18 protein-coding genes are annotated in these 16,769 nt (G+C 74.7%); 5 read left to right on the top strand and 13 right to left on the bottom strand.

Features of this window, described 5'->3' with window-relative positions; translation table 11 throughout:
• Positions 1 to 59 precede the first annotated feature (59 nt).
• On the top strand, positions 60 to 317 hold the full coding sequence (locus tag BJ982_RS22895; protein WP_184883253.1) for a hypothetical protein: 258 nt from the start codon (positions 60 to 62) through the stop codon (positions 315 to 317).
• Between the two features lie 19 nt (positions 318 to 336).
• On the opposite strand, the gene BJ982_RS22890 is transcribed toward BJ982_RS22895, so the two are convergent.
• The 3 genes from BJ982_RS22890 to BJ982_RS22880 all read right to left on the bottom strand — a co-directional run bounded on the left by BJ982_RS22890 (position 337) and on the right by BJ982_RS22880 (position 2,859).
• Positions 337 to 1,248, bottom strand: a complete 912-nt coding sequence (locus tag BJ982_RS22890; RefSeq protein ID WP_184883251.1) for an NADP-dependent oxidoreductase — start codon at positions 1,246 to 1,248, stop codon at positions 337 to 339.
• A 73-nt stretch (positions 1,249 to 1,321) separates the two neighbouring features.
• Positions 1,322 to 2,428 (bottom strand): leucine-rich repeat domain-containing protein, encoded by a 1,107-nt coding sequence (locus tag BJ982_RS22885; RefSeq protein ID WP_239122766.1) that lies wholly within the window; start codon positions 2,426 to 2,428, stop codon positions 1,322 to 1,324.
• On the bottom strand, positions 2,425 to 2,859 hold the full coding sequence (locus BJ982_RS22880; protein ID WP_184883249.1) for a nuclear transport factor 2 family protein: 435 nt from the start codon (positions 2,857 to 2,859) through the stop codon (positions 2,425 to 2,427). The genes BJ982_RS22885 and BJ982_RS22880 overlap by 4 nt, the downstream gene beginning before the upstream one ends.
• Positions 2,860 to 2,955: 96 nt before the next feature.
• On the opposite strand from BJ982_RS22880, the gene BJ982_RS22875 reads away from it, so the two are divergent.
• Positions 2,956 to 3,540, top strand: coding sequence for a TetR/AcrR family transcriptional regulator (locus tag BJ982_RS22875; protein WP_184883247.1), 585 nt, complete (start codon positions 2,956 to 2,958; stop codon positions 3,538 to 3,540).
• Positions 3,541 to 3,552: 12 nt separating this feature from the next.
• Here BJ982_RS22875 and BJ982_RS22870 read toward each other — a convergent pair whose 3' ends face one another.
• The 5 genes from BJ982_RS22870 to BJ982_RS22850 form a co-directional block, all read right to left on the bottom strand.
• Entirely contained in the window at positions 3,553 to 4,203 is a 651-nt protein-coding gene (locus BJ982_RS22870; RefSeq protein WP_184883245.1) for a TetR/AcrR family transcriptional regulator, read from the bottom strand.
• 184 nt (positions 4,204 to 4,387) lie between these two features.
• Positions 4,388 to 4,804, bottom strand: a complete 417-nt coding sequence (locus BJ982_RS22865) for a ferritin-like domain-containing protein (RefSeq protein WP_184883243.1) — start codon at positions 4,802 to 4,804, stop codon at positions 4,388 to 4,390.
• Between the two features lie 175 nt (positions 4,805 to 4,979).
• On the bottom strand, positions 4,980 to 5,372 hold the full coding sequence (locus tag BJ982_RS22860) for a mannosyltransferase YkcB-related protein (RefSeq protein WP_184883241.1): 393 nt from the start codon (positions 5,370 to 5,372) through the stop codon (positions 4,980 to 4,982).
• Positions 5,373 to 5,482: 110 nt separating this feature from the next.
• Complete coding sequence (locus BJ982_RS22855; RefSeq protein ID WP_184883239.1) at positions 5,483 to 6,319, bottom strand: hypothetical protein; 837 nt, start codon at positions 6,317 to 6,319, stop codon at positions 5,483 to 5,485.
• A 31-nt stretch (positions 6,320 to 6,350) separates the two neighbouring features.
• Positions 6,351 to 7,886: a phytoene desaturase family protein gene (locus BJ982_RS22850; RefSeq protein ID WP_184883237.1), complete on the bottom strand. Its 1,536-nt coding sequence runs from the start codon at positions 7,884 to 7,886 to the stop codon at positions 6,351 to 6,353.
• Between the two features lie 93 nt (positions 7,887 to 7,979).
• Here BJ982_RS22850 and BJ982_RS22845 point away from each other — a divergent pair, with 93 nt between their 5' ends.
• From BJ982_RS22845 to BJ982_RS22835, 3 genes are all read left to right on the top strand, one after another.
• Complete coding sequence (locus tag BJ982_RS22845) at positions 7,980 to 8,930, top strand: pseudouridine-5'-phosphate glycosidase (RefSeq protein ID WP_239122767.1); 951 nt, start codon at positions 7,980 to 7,982, stop codon at positions 8,928 to 8,930.
• The gene (locus BJ982_RS22840) at positions 8,931 to 9,872 is read left to right on the top strand and encodes a carbohydrate kinase family protein (protein WP_184883235.1); all 942 of its coding nucleotides are present in this window, start codon (positions 8,931 to 8,933) and stop codon (positions 9,870 to 9,872) included.
• 78 nt (positions 9,873 to 9,950) lie between these two features.
• On the top strand, positions 9,951 to 11,531 hold the full coding sequence (locus tag BJ982_RS22835; protein ID WP_184883232.1) for a serine/threonine-protein kinase: 1,581 nt from the start codon (positions 9,951 to 9,953) through the stop codon (positions 11,529 to 11,531).
• 24 nt (positions 11,532 to 11,555) lie between these two features.
• Here the strand turns inward: BJ982_RS22835 and BJ982_RS22830 are convergent, their stop codons facing one another.
• The 5 genes from BJ982_RS22830 to BJ982_RS22810 form a co-directional block, all read right to left on the bottom strand.
• Positions 11,556 to 12,005: a GNAT family N-acetyltransferase gene (locus tag BJ982_RS22830; protein WP_184883230.1), complete on the bottom strand. Its 450-nt coding sequence runs from the start codon at positions 12,003 to 12,005 to the stop codon at positions 11,556 to 11,558.
• A 55-nt stretch (positions 12,006 to 12,060) separates the two neighbouring features.
• On the bottom strand, positions 12,061 to 12,495 hold the full coding sequence (locus tag BJ982_RS22825; RefSeq protein ID WP_184883228.1) for an ester cyclase: 435 nt from the start codon (positions 12,493 to 12,495) through the stop codon (positions 12,061 to 12,063).
• 121 nt (positions 12,496 to 12,616) lie between these two features.
• Positions 12,617 to 13,783 carry an acyl-CoA dehydrogenase family protein gene (locus BJ982_RS22820; protein WP_184883226.1) on the bottom strand — a complete coding sequence of 389 codons (1,167 nt, stop codon included), beginning with the start codon at positions 13,781 to 13,783 and terminating at the stop codon, positions 12,617 to 12,619.
• Positions 13,784 to 13,786: 3 nt separating this feature from the next.
• Positions 13,787 to 14,734, bottom strand: a complete 948-nt coding sequence (locus tag BJ982_RS22815; protein ID WP_239122768.1) for a hydroxymethylglutaryl-CoA lyase — start codon at positions 14,732 to 14,734, stop codon at positions 13,787 to 13,789.
• Positions 14,734 to 16,767, bottom strand: coding sequence for an acetyl/propionyl/methylcrotonyl-CoA carboxylase subunit alpha (locus BJ982_RS22810; RefSeq protein WP_184883224.1), 2,034 nt, complete (start codon positions 16,765 to 16,767; stop codon positions 14,734 to 14,736). The genes BJ982_RS22815 and BJ982_RS22810 overlap by 1 nt, the downstream gene beginning before the upstream one ends.
• Positions 16,768 to 16,769 lie beyond the last annotated feature (2 nt).

Here is a 16,769-nt window from a genome sequence, read left to right as displayed (position 1 = left end):
CCCGCTTCGCCAAGATCATGCAATCCTGACTTCTCTGGTCGAAGCGGAGGTGATTGAGCATGCTGGACACCATGTCCTGCCTGGAGCGATTCGCTCTCGCGGCCCGCGAGCACATCGACCTCTCCGTCCGCGTCCTCGGCGGCAACCCCGTCACGGTCCGCGTCCGCAACCGCTTCAGCAACACTCTCAACGAGGTGGTCACCTGCACCCCGGACGGGGTGTTCCTCACCTCCTGGGGCTACCGGCTCGGCACGGCGGACAACGTCGAGAACGCCGCCGCCCGCCTCGCCTACCTCCTGGCCGCGCTGCCCGCCTGACGCCGGCGCCCTCGCCGCCTCAGCCGACCGTGATCACGACCTTGCCCGCCCCGTGACCGGCCTCCACCGCGCGGTGGGCGTCCGCCGCCCGCTCCAGCGGGAACGTCTCGCGCACGTGGACGCGTAGCTCTCCCCGCGCGTACATGCCGGCCAGCTCGGCGAGCCTGGCGGCCGAGCGCAGGGCGGGCGTCACCCGGACGCCCAGCGCCTCGGCCTTGCCGTGGTCGACCAGCGTGAGGACGCGGGAGCGGTCCTTCACCAGCTCCAGGGAGGCGGTCAGCGCGTCGCCGCCGGCCCCGTCGAGCGCGGCGTCCACCCCGCCGGGCGCCGCCGCCCGCACCCGGGCGACCAGGCCCTCGCCGTAGGCGACCGGGACCGCGCCGAGCGCGCGGAGGTAGTCGTGGTTGGCCTCGCTCGCCGTGCCGACGACGGCCGCGCCCCAGGCGACCGCGAGCTGCACCGCGATCGTGCCCACCCCGCCGGCCGCCGCGTGGACCAGCACCGTGTCCCCCGCGCCGACGCCGAGCTCCCGCAGCGCGATGTGCGCCGTCTGCGCCCCGGCGCTGAAGCCGCCCGCGACCTCCCACGGCATCGCCGCCGGTTTCGCGGTGACCTGGTCGGCGGGGACCACGATGTACTCGGCGTAGGCGTCGAGCCGCCCGAACCCGAGCACCTCGTCGCCGGTCGCGACCCCCGTCACACCGGCGCCGGCCTGGTCCACGACGCCCGCGAACTCGTTGCCGGGGATCTTCGGCGTGTCCGGCGGAACCCCCGGCGGGATCCAGCCCGCCCGCACCGCGCAGTCGTAGGGCTGGACCCCTGCGGCCCGTACCCGGACGCGTACCTGCCCGGGCCCGGCCTCGGGCGTCGCCACCTCCATGAGCCGGAGCACCTCGGGTCCCCCGGGCCGTTCGAACGCCGCCGCCTTCATCTCCGGTCCTTTCCTCGTCGCATCGGGACCGAGTATGTGACCTCAACCTTTGTTGAGGTCAAGGCGGAAAGGGTCAGAGCAGCACCACGCAGCCGCGCTCCCGCAGGGCGTCCGCGGCCTCGGGCTCGCGGTCGAGCTTGTTCCAGCGCAGGTCGAGCTTCTCCAGGCCCGGCAGCGCGGCGAGCGCGCGGGGAACGTCGCGCAGCCGGTTGTTCCGCAGGTCCAGGTGGGTCAGCGCGGTCAGGCCCCCGATCGCGTCGGGCAGGCGGGTCAGCACGTTGTCCCGCAGGTCGAGGACGCGCAGCTCGCGCAGCCCGCCGAGCGCGGAGGGCAGGCCGGCGACGCGGTTGCCGCGCAGGTGCAGCTCGCGCAGGCGCGAGAGGCGGCCGAACGACTCCGGCAGCGTCGTGAGGCGGTTGCCGTACAGCCGCAGCTCCACCAGCGCGGCGAGGTCGCCGAGGCTCTCCGGCAGCGTCTCCAGCCGGTTGTCGGTCAGGTTGAGGTACGCCAGGCGGCGCAGCCGCCCGAGCGAGGCCGGCACCGAGGTCAGGCCGTTGTCGCTGAGGTACAGATAGTCGCTGAGGTTCTCCAGGTCGCCGATCGCGGCGGGGAGGCCGGCCAGGGAGTTGTGGCCGAGGTCGAGCATGCGCAGGTCGCGCAGCCGGCCGATGTCCTCGGGGATCTCGGTGAGCGCGTTCTCCGCCAGGTTCAGCGACCGGAGCCCGGTGAGCCCCCACAGCGCGCCGGGCACCGAGGTGAGCGCGTTGCCGCCGGCCGCGAGGTGGCGCAGCCCGCGCAGGCGGCCGAGGCCGGCGGGCAGCGCGGCGAGGCGGTTGCCGTACAGGAAGAGGGTGGTCAGGCCGGGCAGCTCCAGGACCGGGCCGGGGACGGCGTCGAGGGCGTTGCCGTCCAGGTGCAGCTCGCGCAGCGAACGGAGCGCGGCGAACTCCGGCGGCAGTCCGGTGAGGCGGTTGCCGTCGAGCCGCAGGGTGACGAGCCCGGTGAGCCGGCCGACGGAGGCCGGCAGCGCGGTGATCCGGTTCCAGGCCAGGTCGACCAGCCGCAGGCCGGTCAGCTCGCCCAGCTCGGCGGGCGGCCGGTCGAGCCCGAGGCCGGGGGCGCGCAGCTCGGCCACCACGCCGTCGCGGCGGACCAGCACGCCCACGGGGAGCGTGGTCACCGGCCGCCGCCCAGGGACGCGATCAGGCCGGGCAGCGTGCCGGTGGCGGCGGCCATGACCAGCGGGTCCTGGTACTCGCGCCAGTGCGCCACCTGCCCGTCGCGGACGCGCAGCACGCCGATGAACGGCGCCCACACGTCCTCCCGCGCGCCCGGCGGCCTGCCGCCCAGCTCGTACTCGACGACGATGACCTCGGGGTCGGCGGTCTCGTGGACGACCAGGTTGCGGCGCTCCAGCCGCATGGGGAGCTCGGCACGGCGGGGGCCGGCGTAGGCGAGGAACGCCTCCCGTCCCTCCCAGCGGCGGGGACGGCCCGGCGGGGCGAAGGGGGTCTCGATGACGACGTCGTCGGCCCACGGCGTTTCCTCCGGCATGCCGCCGGACGCCGACCACGGGAAACGCTCGAACACCTCGCGTGCGGTCGCGGACATGGCGATCCTTTCGACGTCCACGGATAATATGAGTGGGTACTCAGGTTGGAGATTATGAGTCTCCACTCATGTTGTCAACGCCGACAATGGATGCCTATGACCTCATCAGAATCGCCGCCATCCCCGCCGTCTCCGCCGCTGCGCGCCGACGCGCGGCGCAACCGCGCCCGCATCCTGGAGGCGGCCGCGGCCGTGTTCGCCGAGAAGGGCGCCTCCGCCACCACCGAGGAGGTCGCGGTGCGCGCGGGCGTGGCGGTCGGCACGGTGTTCCGGCACTTCCCCACCAAGAACGACCTGCTCAAGGCCATCCTGAAGGACCTGATGGAAAACCTCACCGAGCAGGTGCGCGCCCTCGGCTCCGGCGGCGACCCGGCCATCGGGCTGTTCGCCTTCTTCGGCGAGATGGTGGGTCAGGCCGTGGAGAAGCGCACCGTCGCCGAACTCGTCGCCGCCGACTTCGGCGTCGACATGATGGTGGCCGGCCCGGTCGAGACGCTCCGCGACGCCATCGGCACGCTGCTGGCCCGGGCTCAGGAGGCGGGGACCGTGCGCGCCGACGTGCGCCTGGACGAGGTGCTCGCGCTGCTGACCGGCGTGTGCCAGGGCGCCGTCCACGCCGCCTGGCCCCCCGACCTGCAGCGCCGTGTGCTCGCCATCGTCTTCGCCGGCCTGCGCCCCTGACGCCGGGCCGGCTCAGGAATCGGGGAAGTCGGCGCGGGAGAGGCCGACCTCGCGGGCGGCGGCGATGCGGGCGTGCTCCAGCAGGCGGCGCCGGGACAGCACCGACGGGTGCAGGGTGTAGCGGATGATGAGGCCGTCGAGCATGCCGTCGATGCGCTCGGCGGCCCCGCGCGGGTCGTCGCAGGTGAACTCGCCGCCGTCCACGCCCGACCGGATGACCTGCTCCAGGGCGCCGATCCAGCCGGACTCCAGCTCCAGCAGGATCTGCTGGACGACGGTCTCGCGCAGCCCGGCGGCGAAGGCGTCGATCCACAACAGCCAGCTCTGGTCGGCCCGCGACCTCGGGATGTAGTAGCGCAGCACCCGGTCCAGACGCTCGACGCCGGTGCCGGGATCCTGGACGAGCTGCCTGAGGCGGCCGACCTCGCCGTCGATGGTCGTGCGCAGCATCGCCGTGATCAGTTCGTCCTTGGTGGCGAAGTGATAGTGGATCAGCCCGCCGCTGACGTTGGTGGCCTTGGCGATGTCGGCGACCCGGGTGCTGGAGATGCCGCGTTCGAGCACGACGCGCCGCGCGGCCTCCAGCAGCTCCGCCCGGCGATGGTCGGCCTGGTCGGCCCGGCTGACCCGCGTCCCCCCGCCTGCACCATCCCCACTGCGCACGCGCTGATCCTACTACTCGCCGCCGTTCCCACCCGCCGCACCTTCCTGACCCTCCGGTCAGACGAACCTGCCCGCGACGCCGCCCCCACCCCGCCGCAAGGCAGCGCCGGGGGGCATCGCGGAGCACACGCCGGGACACGGCGGGCGCGCGCGGGGCGGCGGGCGGGGGACGCGATCCCGGCGGTCAGTCGCCGAGGGCGTTGCGCAGGTCCATGACGTGGTCCTGGGTCTGCTGGAGCAGGGGGCGCAGGGCCTCGGCCACGTCGGGCAGGCCCAGGTCCGTCGCCTGCGCCACGCGCTCGCGGTAGCGGTCGAGCTGCGTCTCCTCCAGTTCCAGGTCCAGGCGCAGCGCCGCCGCGCCGTCGGGCACGCTCGGCACCTCGGGCACCGACACCGTCGGGACACCGCCGAGGAAGGTGATCTGGCCCGCGAGCGTCGTCGCGTGGTCCAGCTCCTGGTGAAGGTGGACCTTCAGCTCCTCGACGAGGCTCTGGTACTCCGGCCCGCTGATCGTCGCCGTGTGCTGGGTGTACTGCACGATCGAGCGGTACTCGCTCTGCAGGTCCTCGTTGAGCAGGGCGATGAAACTCTGCTGATCCACGCCGGCCGTCCTTCCGTGCTGGTTCCTGTGTGGTCTCCGGGTCCGGTGTCCAGGTCCCGGGCCGGTTCCGATTCCGGGCCTGGTCCCGAGACCGGTCCCGAGTCGGCTCCGGGTCCGGTTCCGAGGTGGGTGTCCCTACCCCGGACGGCGGGGGCGATGCGTGGCGTCCGCGGTGTCAGCCCAGGCGGTAGAGGGTGCCGCCCGTCCCCGTGCCGCCGTACTCCGACGCGGGGACCTCGGTGCCGTGGCTCCGCACCCACGTGGCGAGCTCGCCGTCCTGGCCTCGGGAGCCGCCCATACCTCCGCCGAGGACGACGTACTTCAGCCGCCCGGCCGCCACGTACCGCTGGAGCTTCGCCACGGTCATCGCGGGGTCGGAGCCCGAGAAGCCGCCCATCGCGAGCACCGGCTCGCCCCCGGTGGCGAGGATGAGAGGCGACGCCTCACGGGAACTGCTCACCGCGACCAGCCAGTCCGCGTCCCCACGATTCCGGCGCAGGTAGCCGACCAGCCCGGCGTCCACGGTCGTACGGCCTCCGTCCACGCCGCCGGGAGTACCCGTTCCCATCTCTCTCCCGGAAGCCCCCGTCCCCGCCTCTTCGCCGGGGACCCGTGCGTTTCCGGACGCGCCTGGGGGTGCTCCGTAGGCTCCTGCGGGACGGCCCGCGTCTCCGGGCGCTACGCCCGCGCCCGCGCCGGGCGGACGGAACGAGCCTCCCATCCCGCCGAAGCCGGTCTGCGGGCCGGCGGTCGGGTTGGAGCCGCTGACCGGCGCCGACAGCGGGGTGAGCGCGTAGGCCGCCGGCCCGGCGAGGCCGCGCCTGCCGGAAGCGCCCAGCCGGTGACCGCGCGCCGCTCCCGGTACGCCCGCCACATCGGCACACCGCCGACGCCGGTGAGCGCGGCGATCGCGGGAGCCACCGCGGTCGCGTAGTAGGGGTGGAAGATCCCGGCGGAGAAGCTGAACACGGCATAGTGGACGACGAGCCATCCGCCCCACAGCACGAGCGCCGTCCACGCGCCCGAACGCGTCCCGATCCGCCGCGTACCGGGGCCGGGTCGCCCAGAACCGATCACGCCCGGAATGTGGCCGGGGTCGCCGGTGGGGGCGGAACGGCGTCGGCGGGTGAGTATCAGGCCGGTGACGAGCGCCGGCACCGCGAAGGGGATCAGCCAGGAGATCTGGCCCGCCATGACGTCGTTGAACAGGCGGCCCGCGCCTGCCTGTCCTCCGAAGCCGCCGAAGCCGCCCGGGCCGCCGCCGTCTCCCCCGCCGGGCCCGCCGCCCTGGCCGAAGACGCGGCCGAGGCCGTTGTAGCCGATCACGAGGTCCCACACGGTGCCGTCGGTGCTGCCGCCCACGTACGGGCGCTCGCCGGGCCACAGGTCCACGACGACCATCCACCACGCGCTGGACACCGCCAGCGCCGCGCCCGCGACGGCCAGGTGGCCCGCCCTGCGCCACACCCGGCCCCGCGCGGCGAGCAGGTAGACCAGCGCGAACCCCGGCCCCATGAACGATCATGAGAATCCGGTGAGAGCGCGGTCAGCCGGCCAGGACGGCCATGGCGGCGTTGTGGCCGGGGATGCCGCTGACCCCGCCGCCGCGCCGCGCGCCCGCCCCGCACAGCAGGACGCGGGGGTGCGCGGTCTCCACGCCCCAGCGCCCGGCCTCGTCCGGGTGCTCGGCGAAGGGCCAGGACAGGTCGCGGTGGAAGATGTGCCCGCCGGGCAGCCCGGCCTCCCGCTCCAGGTCGACCGGGGTCTTGACCTCCAGGCACGGCGACCCGTCGGGCCCGCGCAGCAGGCAGTCCTCGACGGGTTCGGCGAGCACCGCGTCGAGGGACGCCAGGGTGGCGGCCAGCGCCTTCGCGCGCGCCGCGCCGGGGTCCGCGCGGAAGAGGCGAGCGGGCATGTGCAGGCCGAACAGCGTCATCGTGTGGGCCCCGGCCGCCCGCAGGGACGGCCCGAGGATGGAGGGGTCGGTGAGCGAGTGGCAGTACACCTCCGCGGGCGGCAGTTCGGGGATGATTCCGGCGGCGGCCTGCGCGTAGGCCCGCGCCAGCGCCTCGCCGCCCTCGTTGACGTGGAAGGTGCCGCCGAACGCCTCGGAAGGGGCCACCGCGGGGTCCTTGAGCCGGGGCAGCCGCGCCAGCACCATGTTGACCTTGAGCTGGGAGCCCTCCGGCGGCTCCTGCGCGCCGCCGAGCAGGCGGGCGAGGACGGCGGGCGGGGCGTTCACCAGCACGTGGCCGCCGGTCACGGTGTGCTCGGCGCCGTCGGCGTCACGGAAGGCGACCTCCCCGGCGGGGTCGATCGACAGCACCTCCATCCCGGTCCGGATCTCCGCGCCGGCCCGCGCGGCGGCGTCGGCGAGCGCGCCGGTGACCGCGCCCATGCCGCCCACGGGCACCTTCCACTCCCCTGTGCCGTCGCCGATGACGTGGTAGAGGAAGCAGCGGTTGGCCGTCAGGTCGGCGGCCGGGTCGGCGAAGGTGCCGATGAGGGCGTCGGTGAGCACCACTCCCCTGACCGTGTCGTCGCCGAAGCGCTCGGCGGCCGCTTCGCCGATCGGCCGTTCGAACAGGTCGCGCCACGCCTCCTCGTCGGCGATCACCTCCGCGCGGACGGCCGCCCGGTCGCGCAGGGGTTCCAGCAGCGTCGGGGCGAGGCGGCGGGCGACGCGCGCGGTCATGGCGTAGAAGCGGTTCCAGGCGGCGTGGTCGTCGGGTCCGCCGGTCACGGCGGCGAAGGAGGCGGCGGTGCGGGCCGGGTCGTCGTTGTCGGCGAGCAGGCCGGCGTCGCCGACGGGGGTGTAGGAGGCGTAGCGGCGGCGGCGCAGCTCCAGGGCCAGGCCCAGGTCCGCGACGATCTTGGCGGGCAGGAGGCTGACCAGGTAGGAGTAGCGGGACAGCCGGGCGTCCACGCCGGTGAAGGCGCGGGCCGAGACGGCGAGGCCGCCGGTGTACGGCAGCCGTTCGAGCACGAGCACCCGGCGTCCTGCGTGCGCCAGGTAGGCGGCGGCGGTCAGGCCGTTGTGCCCGGCGCCCGCGATCACCACGTCGTAGTGCGACCGGCGCATGCCAAAGCCCCCCAACTCGGACAGTACGGTGAGACGGCACATCAAGGGCAGAATCCCCTGCGAGCCTACATACGGAGAGGATCGAGAGCGAGCATGCAGATGACCGGCCCGGGCCCGGCGATCCGGACGTCCGAGGAAGTGACCGAGGCCCTGGCCGCCGGCACCCCCGTGGTGGCACTGGAGACGACGATCATCTCCCACGGCCTGCCCCGGCCGCGCAACCTGCGGGTGGCGCTGGAGCTGGAGGAGCTGGTCCGTCGGGCGGGCGCGGTGCCCGCGACCATCGCCGTCCTCGACGGGGTGGCCCGCGTCGGCCTGGACAAGGACATGCTGGAACGCGTCGCCACCGAGGACGGCCTGCGCAAGCTGGGCTTCCGCGACCTGCCGCTCGCCGCGGCCCTGTCGGCGAGCGGCGCGACCACCGTCTCGGCCACCGCGTTCCTCGCCGCCCGCGCCGGGATCCGGGTGTTCGCCACCGGCGGCCTCGGCGGCGTGCACCGCGGGTGGACCACCGACCAGGACGAGTCCGCCGACCTGGACATGCTCGCCAAGACCAGGATCACGGTCGTGTGCGCGGGGGTGAAGTCGATTCTGGACGTCCCCGCCACGCTGCAGCGGCTGGAGACGCGCGGCGTCACCGTCGCCGGCTACCGCACCGGCTCCTTCCCCGGGTTCTACCTGCACAGCTCCGGGCTGCCCGTGGACTGGCGGCTGGAGACCCCGCAGGAGGCCGCGGCCGTCATGCGCGCGCAGGACCTCCTCGGCGGCCCCGAGAGCGCGCTGATCGTCGCCAACCCCGTCCCCACCGCCGACCAGCTCGACCCGGTCCTGCACGACCACGTGCTGGCCGAGGCCCTCGCCGCCGCCGCCCGCGAAGGCGTCACCGGGCAGGCGATCACCCCGTTCCTGCTGGACTTCCTGGTCCGCGGCACCGGCGGCGCGTCGCTGGAGGCGAACCTCGCGGCCGTGCGCGGCAACGTCCGCCTGGCCGCCGCGATCGCCGCCGCCTGGGCCGGCGGCGCCCCGGGTTCCCCGGAGGGCTGAGTGGGCGGGCTGCTGGTCATCGGGGACGCCGTCACCGACGTGGTCGCCGTCCACCGGACACCGGTCGCGACCGGCACCGACACCCCCGCCGACATCGTGGTGCGTCCGGGCGGCTCCGGGGCCAACACCGCCTGCTGGGCCGCGCACCTGGGCGCGGACGCCCGCCTCCTCACCCGGGTCGGGTACGACACCGGGGCCTGGCACGTCGCCGAGCTGCGCGGCGCGGGGGTGCGCCCGCACGCCCAGGTCGATCCCGGGCACCCGACGGCCGTGGTGATCGCGATGGTGGACGCCTCGGGCGAGCGGTCCATGCTGACCAACCGGGGCGCGGGCGGGCGCATCGGCCCGTCCGACTGGGACGACCGGCTGCTCGACGGCGTGCGCCGCCTGCACGTCTCCGGCTACACCCTGTTCGCCGGGCCGGGCCTCGACCTGTTCAGGACGGCGGTGCGCGCGGCGGAGCGCCGCGGGCTCGGCGTCAGCGTGGACCCGGCCTCCACCGGCCCCCTGGCCGCCTTCGGCGTGGACCGCTTCCTGCGCGAGACCGCGGCCGCGTCGCTGGTCGTCCCCAACCGGGACGAGGCGCTGCTGCTCACCGGTGAGCGCGACCCGGAGGCCGCCGCCGCGGCGCTCAGCGCCCGGTACGGCACGGCGGCGGTGAAGCTCGGCGCCGGCGGGGCGCTGCTGGCGCGGGACGGGCGCGTGGTGGCGCGGGCACCCGCCGTCGCGGCCCGGGCCGTGGACTCCACGGGCGCGGGCGACGCGTTCGCCGCGGGATTCCTCGCCGCGCTGCTGTCCGGTCATCCGGCGGAGTCGGCGCTGGTGGCGGGGTGCGCGGCCGGGGCGCGGGCGGTGACGAGGCTCGGCGGGAGGCCCGTTCCCGCGGGCGGGATGCCCGCTCCGCGGACCCCGGAGTCCGACGAGCCGCTATGTTCTCCCTAGATGGCGCTAATTGCTAGCGTCCGGCGTAAGCTGCACCATTAGCAACATGCGTCACACTCGGGAGGATGCGGTCAGCCGATGGACGCCGATTCAATGATCTGCCTGAGTGATCTGGTGCCGGTCCTGCGCTGGAGCCGGCCTCAGCAGGTCGCCGACGTGCTCGCCGATCCCCGGCTCCCCGGGGGCTGGTGGGCCTCGGTCGCGCTCAGTCGCGCGCTCGGCACGACCGGTGTCGAGTGGCTGTGCGACCGCCTCTCACGGCTGGCCGTCAGCCGCTGGGACCATCTGGCGCTGACCGAGCTGCTGCCCGCGCTGCAGGTCCACAAGGTGGACCCGGCGCTGCCCGGCTGGCCCGAGCCCGCACGCTCGGCCATCGGCGGCATCGGCGGCTGGCAGCGGCTGCGCAGGCTCACCGCCGCCGACCTGCGCGCCCCGGCGATCGCCGCCGCCCCCGAGACGATCCTGACGGCGGTGTTCCGCGAGGTGATCGGCCGGGTCCCCGCCGTCTCGGCGCCGGCGCCCGCGGGCCCGCCCACCGGCCCCGCGCAGGACGCCGCCGCGCGGCCCGTGGCGCAGGTCCCGGCTCCGCCGCCGGTGTCGGACAACCCGCTCGTCCGCCTGGTCGACGCGGTGTTCCGCGAGTGGACGCCGCTGGAGCGCGCCGTGGCCATCGAGCGGCTCTTCGCCGAGGAGCCGGTCAGCCTGCGCACGCTCGCCCACGAGCTGCACGTCGACCGCGACGTGCTGTCGCAGGCGCAGCGCGCCGCCGAGGAGCGCGTCCTGCACTGGCTGCGCTCGCCGGAGGGCACCCCGGTCACCGGGCACCTGTTCCGGCTCACCGAGTGGCTCGGCAACGCCGCCACCGAGGAGCAGCTCATCGGCGCCGACCCGGCGCATCCGATCGAGGTGCCCTCGCTCGGCACGCCGCTGTGGCGGGTGCTGGTGGCGCTCATGCCGGACCGCCGCCTGCAGGACGGCTGGCTGGTCGTCGGCGACCTGACCCGGCTGCGGGAGCGCACCGCCCAGATGCTCGGGGACAAGACCTCCGGCGAGGACGCGGTCGAGCTGCTGGCCCAGGTGGGGATCCGCGCGCACTCGGCCCAGGCGTGGATCGAGGCGCTGCCCAAGGTCGCGGCGCGGCCCCCCGAGCCCACCACGACCGGCGGCTTCGCGCCGCTGCCTCGCCGTACTCCCGGCGCCAACGGGCACCAGATGCGCGGCGGCGTGCCGGTGCCGTCCGTGGCGGGCAACCTGCCCGACGCGCAGACCGCCCAGAACGCCCTGGCCGCGCTCACGGCCCTGTCCGGCCCGCCCCGGCCGCACCTGGTGCCCGAGCCGCGCGCCGCGACCCACGCGCCCCCGCTGCCGGGGCCGGCCTCGGACCCGCGCCGCTGGCAGCGCATCGACGTCACCAGCGAGCATCTGCGCGGCGAGCCGGTGCCGGTGCCCGAGGGGTACGCGACGCAGCTCGGCATGCGCCCGGGCACGCTGCTGTCGGTGACCGGGCCGGGGGACAACGCGGTGGTGCTGGTCTGGCGCGACCGCCAGCCGGTGTTCGACTCGCTCCAGCCGGTGCTCATGCGCCTCAACGCCAGGCCCGGGGACTCGGTGTACGTCACCGTGGACGGGTACCGCCTGGACGCGCAGCTCACCTCGTGACGGGCCCGGGGCGCCGCCCCGGGTTCAGTCCTGCGCGTCGGCTTTCAAAACCTTGCGGTAGTACGTGCCGGCGGACTCGTATTTGAGCGCGTTGTAGAACTCCGGCGCCCTGCGCGTCGCCAGGGCGATGTACCCGCCGTCCCGGGAGCGCGCCCAGCGCTCGAACTCCTCCAGCAGCGCGCGCCCGAGGCCGCGCCTGCGGAAGCCGTGCTGCGTGATGGCCTCCTCCACCCAGGCGACGGGGCCGTTGGCGAACAGCGTCAGGTGCACGAAGCCGAGGAGGTACCCGCGCACGGCGCCGTCCACGACGGCCACCAGCACGATCGCGTCGGGGTTGGCGAGCAGCGCCGGGAAGGCCGCGTGGAAGGCGGCGCGCTCGGGCCGGAAGGACAGGGCGAACTCGCGCGTCAGCCCGTAGATCTCCTCGGCGTCGTCCTCGCGGGCCTGCCGTACCAGGAGATCATCTGAAGTCATGAATGGGACTTTAGGGACTCGGCGCACGGTTCGTCCATTCGGGGTGCCCGAAAGATCAGAACTCGCGCTCCGCGCCCACGGTGCGCCCGAGCTGCGCGATGAGCTCGAGCTGGTCGTAGTAGATGCGGTAGCCGACGACGCCGTCCTCGTCCACGGTGCAGAAGGAGGCGCCCCGGATCGCGATGGGACGCCCGGTCGCCGTCACGACGTCGCCGCCCGGCAGCATGTAGGCGCCGCCGTGCGTGCCGGTGACGGTCCACTCGCCGATCGCGGTGTCCCCGCACGTGACCGTGCTCCAGAGCGTCACGACGGCGTCGGGGAAGGCCGTCAGGGACGACTCGAAGAAGTAGGTGATCTCCTCCAGCCCGTCCCCCACGCCGCTGGGGGTGACGAACACTCCCCGGGCGTCGAAGCAGCGGGTCAGCGCCTCCAGGTCGTGCCGGTTGAAACCATCGGTGACCCTGTTCATGATCTCGCTCGCGTCGGGCATGGGGGCGGGCCTTTCTCGCGGCGTCACCGGCCGCGCCGGGTGGTTTTCGTCGCCTATCGCGTCTCGTGCTCCAAATGTCCGTTTGTCACGATAGCGTAGCCCGGCGCGCCGCGCCCCGGCGTCAGGCGTTCAGGCCCAGCTGGCGGGCGATGAGCATGCGCTGGACCTCGCTGGTGCCCTCGCCGATCTCCAGGATCTTCGCGTCGCGGTAGAACCGGCCCACGGGGTACTCGTTCATGAAGCCGTAGCCGCCGAAGATCTGGGTGGCGTCGCGGGCGTTGTCCATGGCGGCATTGGAGCTCACCAGCTTGGCGATCGCCGCCTCCTTCTTGAACGGCTCGCCGGCGAGCATCTTCTCCGCCGCGTGGTAGTACGCCAGGCGGGCGGTGTGCGCGCGCACCTCCATGTCGGCCACCTTGAACTGGATGGCCTGGTAGCGCCCGATCGCCTGCCCGAACGCGTGCCGCTCCTTGACGTAGCGCAGGCTCTCGTCCACGCAGCCCTGCGCCAGGCCCACCGACAGCGCGGCGATGGCGACCCGGCCCTCGTCGAGGGTCTGCAGGAACTGGGCGTACCCGCGCCCGCGCTCGCCGACGAGGCCGGCCGCGGGCACGCGGCAGTCGGAGAAGGCCAGCTCGCGGGTGTCGGAGGCCGACCAGCCGACCTTGGAGTACTTCTTGGACACCGTGAACCCGGGCGTGCCCGACGGGACCAGGATCGTGGAGATCTCCGGCGCGGGCTCGCCGTCGGCCTTGCGCCGCTGCCCGGTGATGGCGGCGACCGCCACGAAGCCGGTGATGTCGGTGCCGGAGTTGGTGATGAACGCCTTGGAGCCGTTGATCACCCACTCGCCGCCGTCCAGCACGGCCGTGGTGCGCATGCCGCCGGGCACGTCGGAGCCGCCGCCGGGCTCGGTGAGCCCGAACGCGCCGAGCTTGCGCCCGGAGGTCAGCTCCGGCAGCCACTCGGCCTTCTGCTCCGCGGTGCCGAACCGGTAGAGCGGCATCGCGCCGAGCGACACCGCGGCCTCCAGGGTGATCGCCACCGAGGAGTCGACGCGGGCCAGCTCCTCCAGGGCGAGGCACAGCGCGAAGTAGTCCCCGCCCATGCCCCCGTGCTCCTCGGGGATCGGCAGGCCGAACAGTCCCATGCGGCCCATCTGGGAGACGATGTCGTAGGGGAACTCGCAGCGCTCGTAGTAGTCGCCGATCACCGGGGCCACCACGTCCCGGGAGAACTCCTCGACGGTCTTGCGCAGGGCCTCGTACTCGTCGCTGAGCCGGTGCATGATCTACTCCTCATCCTCGGAGAGTTCTTGGGACAGCGCGCGCACCACCGCCGACGGGCTCGGGCGGCCGAGCCGCTCCGCCAGCCACAGGCTGGTCGCGGCCAGCGACGCCAGGTCCACGCCGGTCTCGATGCCGAGGCCGGACAGCATCCACACCAGGTCCTCGGTGGCGAGGTTGCCGGTGGCGCTCTTGGCGTAGGGGCAGCCGCCGATGCCCCCGGCCGAGGCGTCCACCACGGTGACGCCCGCGCGCAGCGCGCTGAGGGTGTTGGCCAGCGCCTGGCCGTAGGTGTCGTGGAAGTGCACGGCGAGGCGCTCGGGGCCGACGCCCGCCGCGGCGAAGGCGTCGAGCAGGGCAGTGACGTGCCCGGGGGTGCCGACGCCGATGGTGTCGCCGAGCGAGAGCTGCTCGCAGCCGAGGTCGAGCAGCCGCCTGCCGTTGCCGACGACCTGCGCGATCGGCACCGGCCCCTCCCACGGGTCGCCGAAGCACATCGACAGGTACGCCCGCACCCGCAGGCCGTTCTCGCGGGCGCGCGCGACGACCGGGGCGAACATCTCGACCGACTCGTCCAGGCCGCGGTTGAGGTTGCGCCGGGCGAAGGTCTCGGTGGCGCTGCCGAAGATCGCGATGTCGGTGACGCCCAGGGCGAGCGCGCGGTCCAGGCCGCGCTCGTTGGGGACCAGCACCGGGTAGCGCACGCCCGGCGCCTTCTCGACGCGCGCCAGCAGCTCCTCGGCGTCGGCGAGCTGGGGCACCCACGTGGGGCGGACGAAGCTGGTGGTCTCGATGGTGGTGAGCCCGGCGGCGGCCAGCCGCGCGACCAGCTCGGCCTTGACCTCCAGCGGCACGATCGCCGGTTCGTTCTGCAGGCCGTCGCGCGGCCCGACCTCGTAGATCGTCACGCGGTCCGGCAGCCCTTCCGCCGGCACCCGCATCGGCTGGAGCATCACGATCCTCCCGTCTCGGTGACCTCGGGGGACGTCCCCGCGTCGGGGGCGCGGATGACGGCCAGCACCTCGTCCATGTCGACCGGACGCCCCGCGCGGGCCGAGAGCTCGGCGACGACGCCGCCGGCGGGGGCGGTCACGGTGTGCTCCATCTTCATCGCCTCGACGATCAGCAGCGGCTGCCCCTCGGTCACCGCCTCGCCCGGCACCACCTTGACCAGCAGCACCGTGCCCGGCATCGGGCTGCGCACCACGCCGTCGCCCGCCAGGCCGGCCCCGGCGCGGTCGCCCGGGTCCCCGGGCAGGTGGCGGGTGAGGGCCCAGGCGCGCCCGTCGCGCCCGAGCCACACCGTGTGCCCGTCGCGGGCGCAGGCGTAGCGCGTGGTGACCCCGTCCAGGGTGACCAGCGCGTCGCCGTTCTCGCGCGCGACCCTGGCCTCGGACGGCGGCCCGTCCCCGACGGCGACCTCGGCGCCGCGCGCGGGCAGGCCCCTGACCCGGACGGCGACCGGCTCGCCGCGCGCGGCGAGCGGCCAGGTCGTCCAGGCGGGCTCGCCGATCCGCCACCCGTCCGGCACACCCCAGGGGTCTTCGCCGCCCGCGGACAGCTCGTCGTGCAGCACCAGGGCCGCCGCGGCGAGCACCTCGTCCGGCGGGGCGCCAGTGGCGTGGGCGGCGGTGAGCAGGGCGTCGAGGCGCTGGTCGATCAGGCCGGTGCCGAGCCGCCCGGCGGCGACGTCGGCGTCGGCCAGCAGGGCGCGCAGGAACGCGATGTTGGTGGTGACGCCGAGGACCGTCGTGCGGCGCAGCGCGGTGTCGAGCCCGCGCAGGGCGGCGGCGCGGTCCTGGCCCCAGGCGATCACCTTGGCGAGCATGGGGTCGTAGTCGCTGCCGACGACCGCGCCCGGGAAGAGGCCGGAGTCCACCCGGACTCCGGCGGTGTCCTCGGGCTCGGCCAGGGCCAGCACCCGGCCGCCGGTGGGCAGGAAGTCGCGCGCCGGGTCCTCGGCGTACACGCGGGCCTCGACGGCGTGGCCGCGCATGCGCACGTCCTGCTGCGTCAGGGGCAGGGGCTCGCCCGCCGCTACGCGGAGCTGCAGCTCCACCAGGTCGAGGCCGGTGACCATCTCGGTGACCGGGTGTTCGACCTGCAGGCGGGTGTTCATCTCGATGAAGTAGCCCGGGTGGCCGGGCTGGTCGCCGGGGACGATGAACTCGACGGTGCCCGCGCCGACGTACCCGACCGAGCGGGCGGCGCTGACCGCGGCGGCGCCCATGCGCCGGCGGGTCTCCTCGTCGATCAGCGGCGAGGGGGCCTCCTCGACGATCTTCTGATGGCGGCGCTGAAGGCTGCACTCGCGCTCGCCGAGGTGGATCACGTTGCCGTGGGTGTCGGCCAGGACCTGGATCTCGATGTGCCGGGGGTCGGAGACGTACCGTTCGACGAGCAGGGTGGCGTCGCCGAACGCGGCCGCGGCCGTGCGCCGCGCGGAGGCGACCGCGTCGGCCAGCTCGCCCGCCGAGCGCACCACCAGCATGCCCTTGCCGCCGCCGCCCGCCGACGGCTTGATCAGCACCGGGAAGCCGATGCGCGCGGCGGCCTCGGCGAGGTCGTCGCCGGGCTCGGCGCCGCCCGGCACGACCGGCACGCCCGCCGCCTCCACCGTGGCCTTGGCGCGGATCTTGTCGCCCATCGCCTCGATGGCCTCCGGCGGCGGGCCGACGAACACCAGCCCCTCCTCGGCGCAGCGGCGCGCGAACGCGGTGTTCTCGGCCAGGAAGCCGTACCCGGGGTGGACGGCCCGGGCGCCGCTCGCCTTCGCCGCGGCGACGACGCCCTCGATGTCGAGGTAGCCCGCGGCGAGCCGGACGGCCGCGTCGGCCTCGCGGACGTGCCGCGCCCCGGCGTCGGCGTCGCTGTGGACGGCGACGGAGCGCAGGCCGAGCCGCCGGAGCGTCCTGATCACGCGCAGCGCGATCTCGCCGCGGTTGGCCACGAGCACGGTGCCGATGCCTGAGAGCCCAGAAAGCATGA

Source organism: Sphaerisporangium siamense, from assembly GCF_014205275.1.
In the GTDB taxonomy this organism is placed as follows: domain Bacteria; phylum Actinomycetota; class Actinomycetes; order Streptosporangiales; family Streptosporangiaceae; genus Sphaerisporangium; species Sphaerisporangium siamense.
This window is presented reverse-complemented; position numbering and strand designations above follow the sequence as displayed.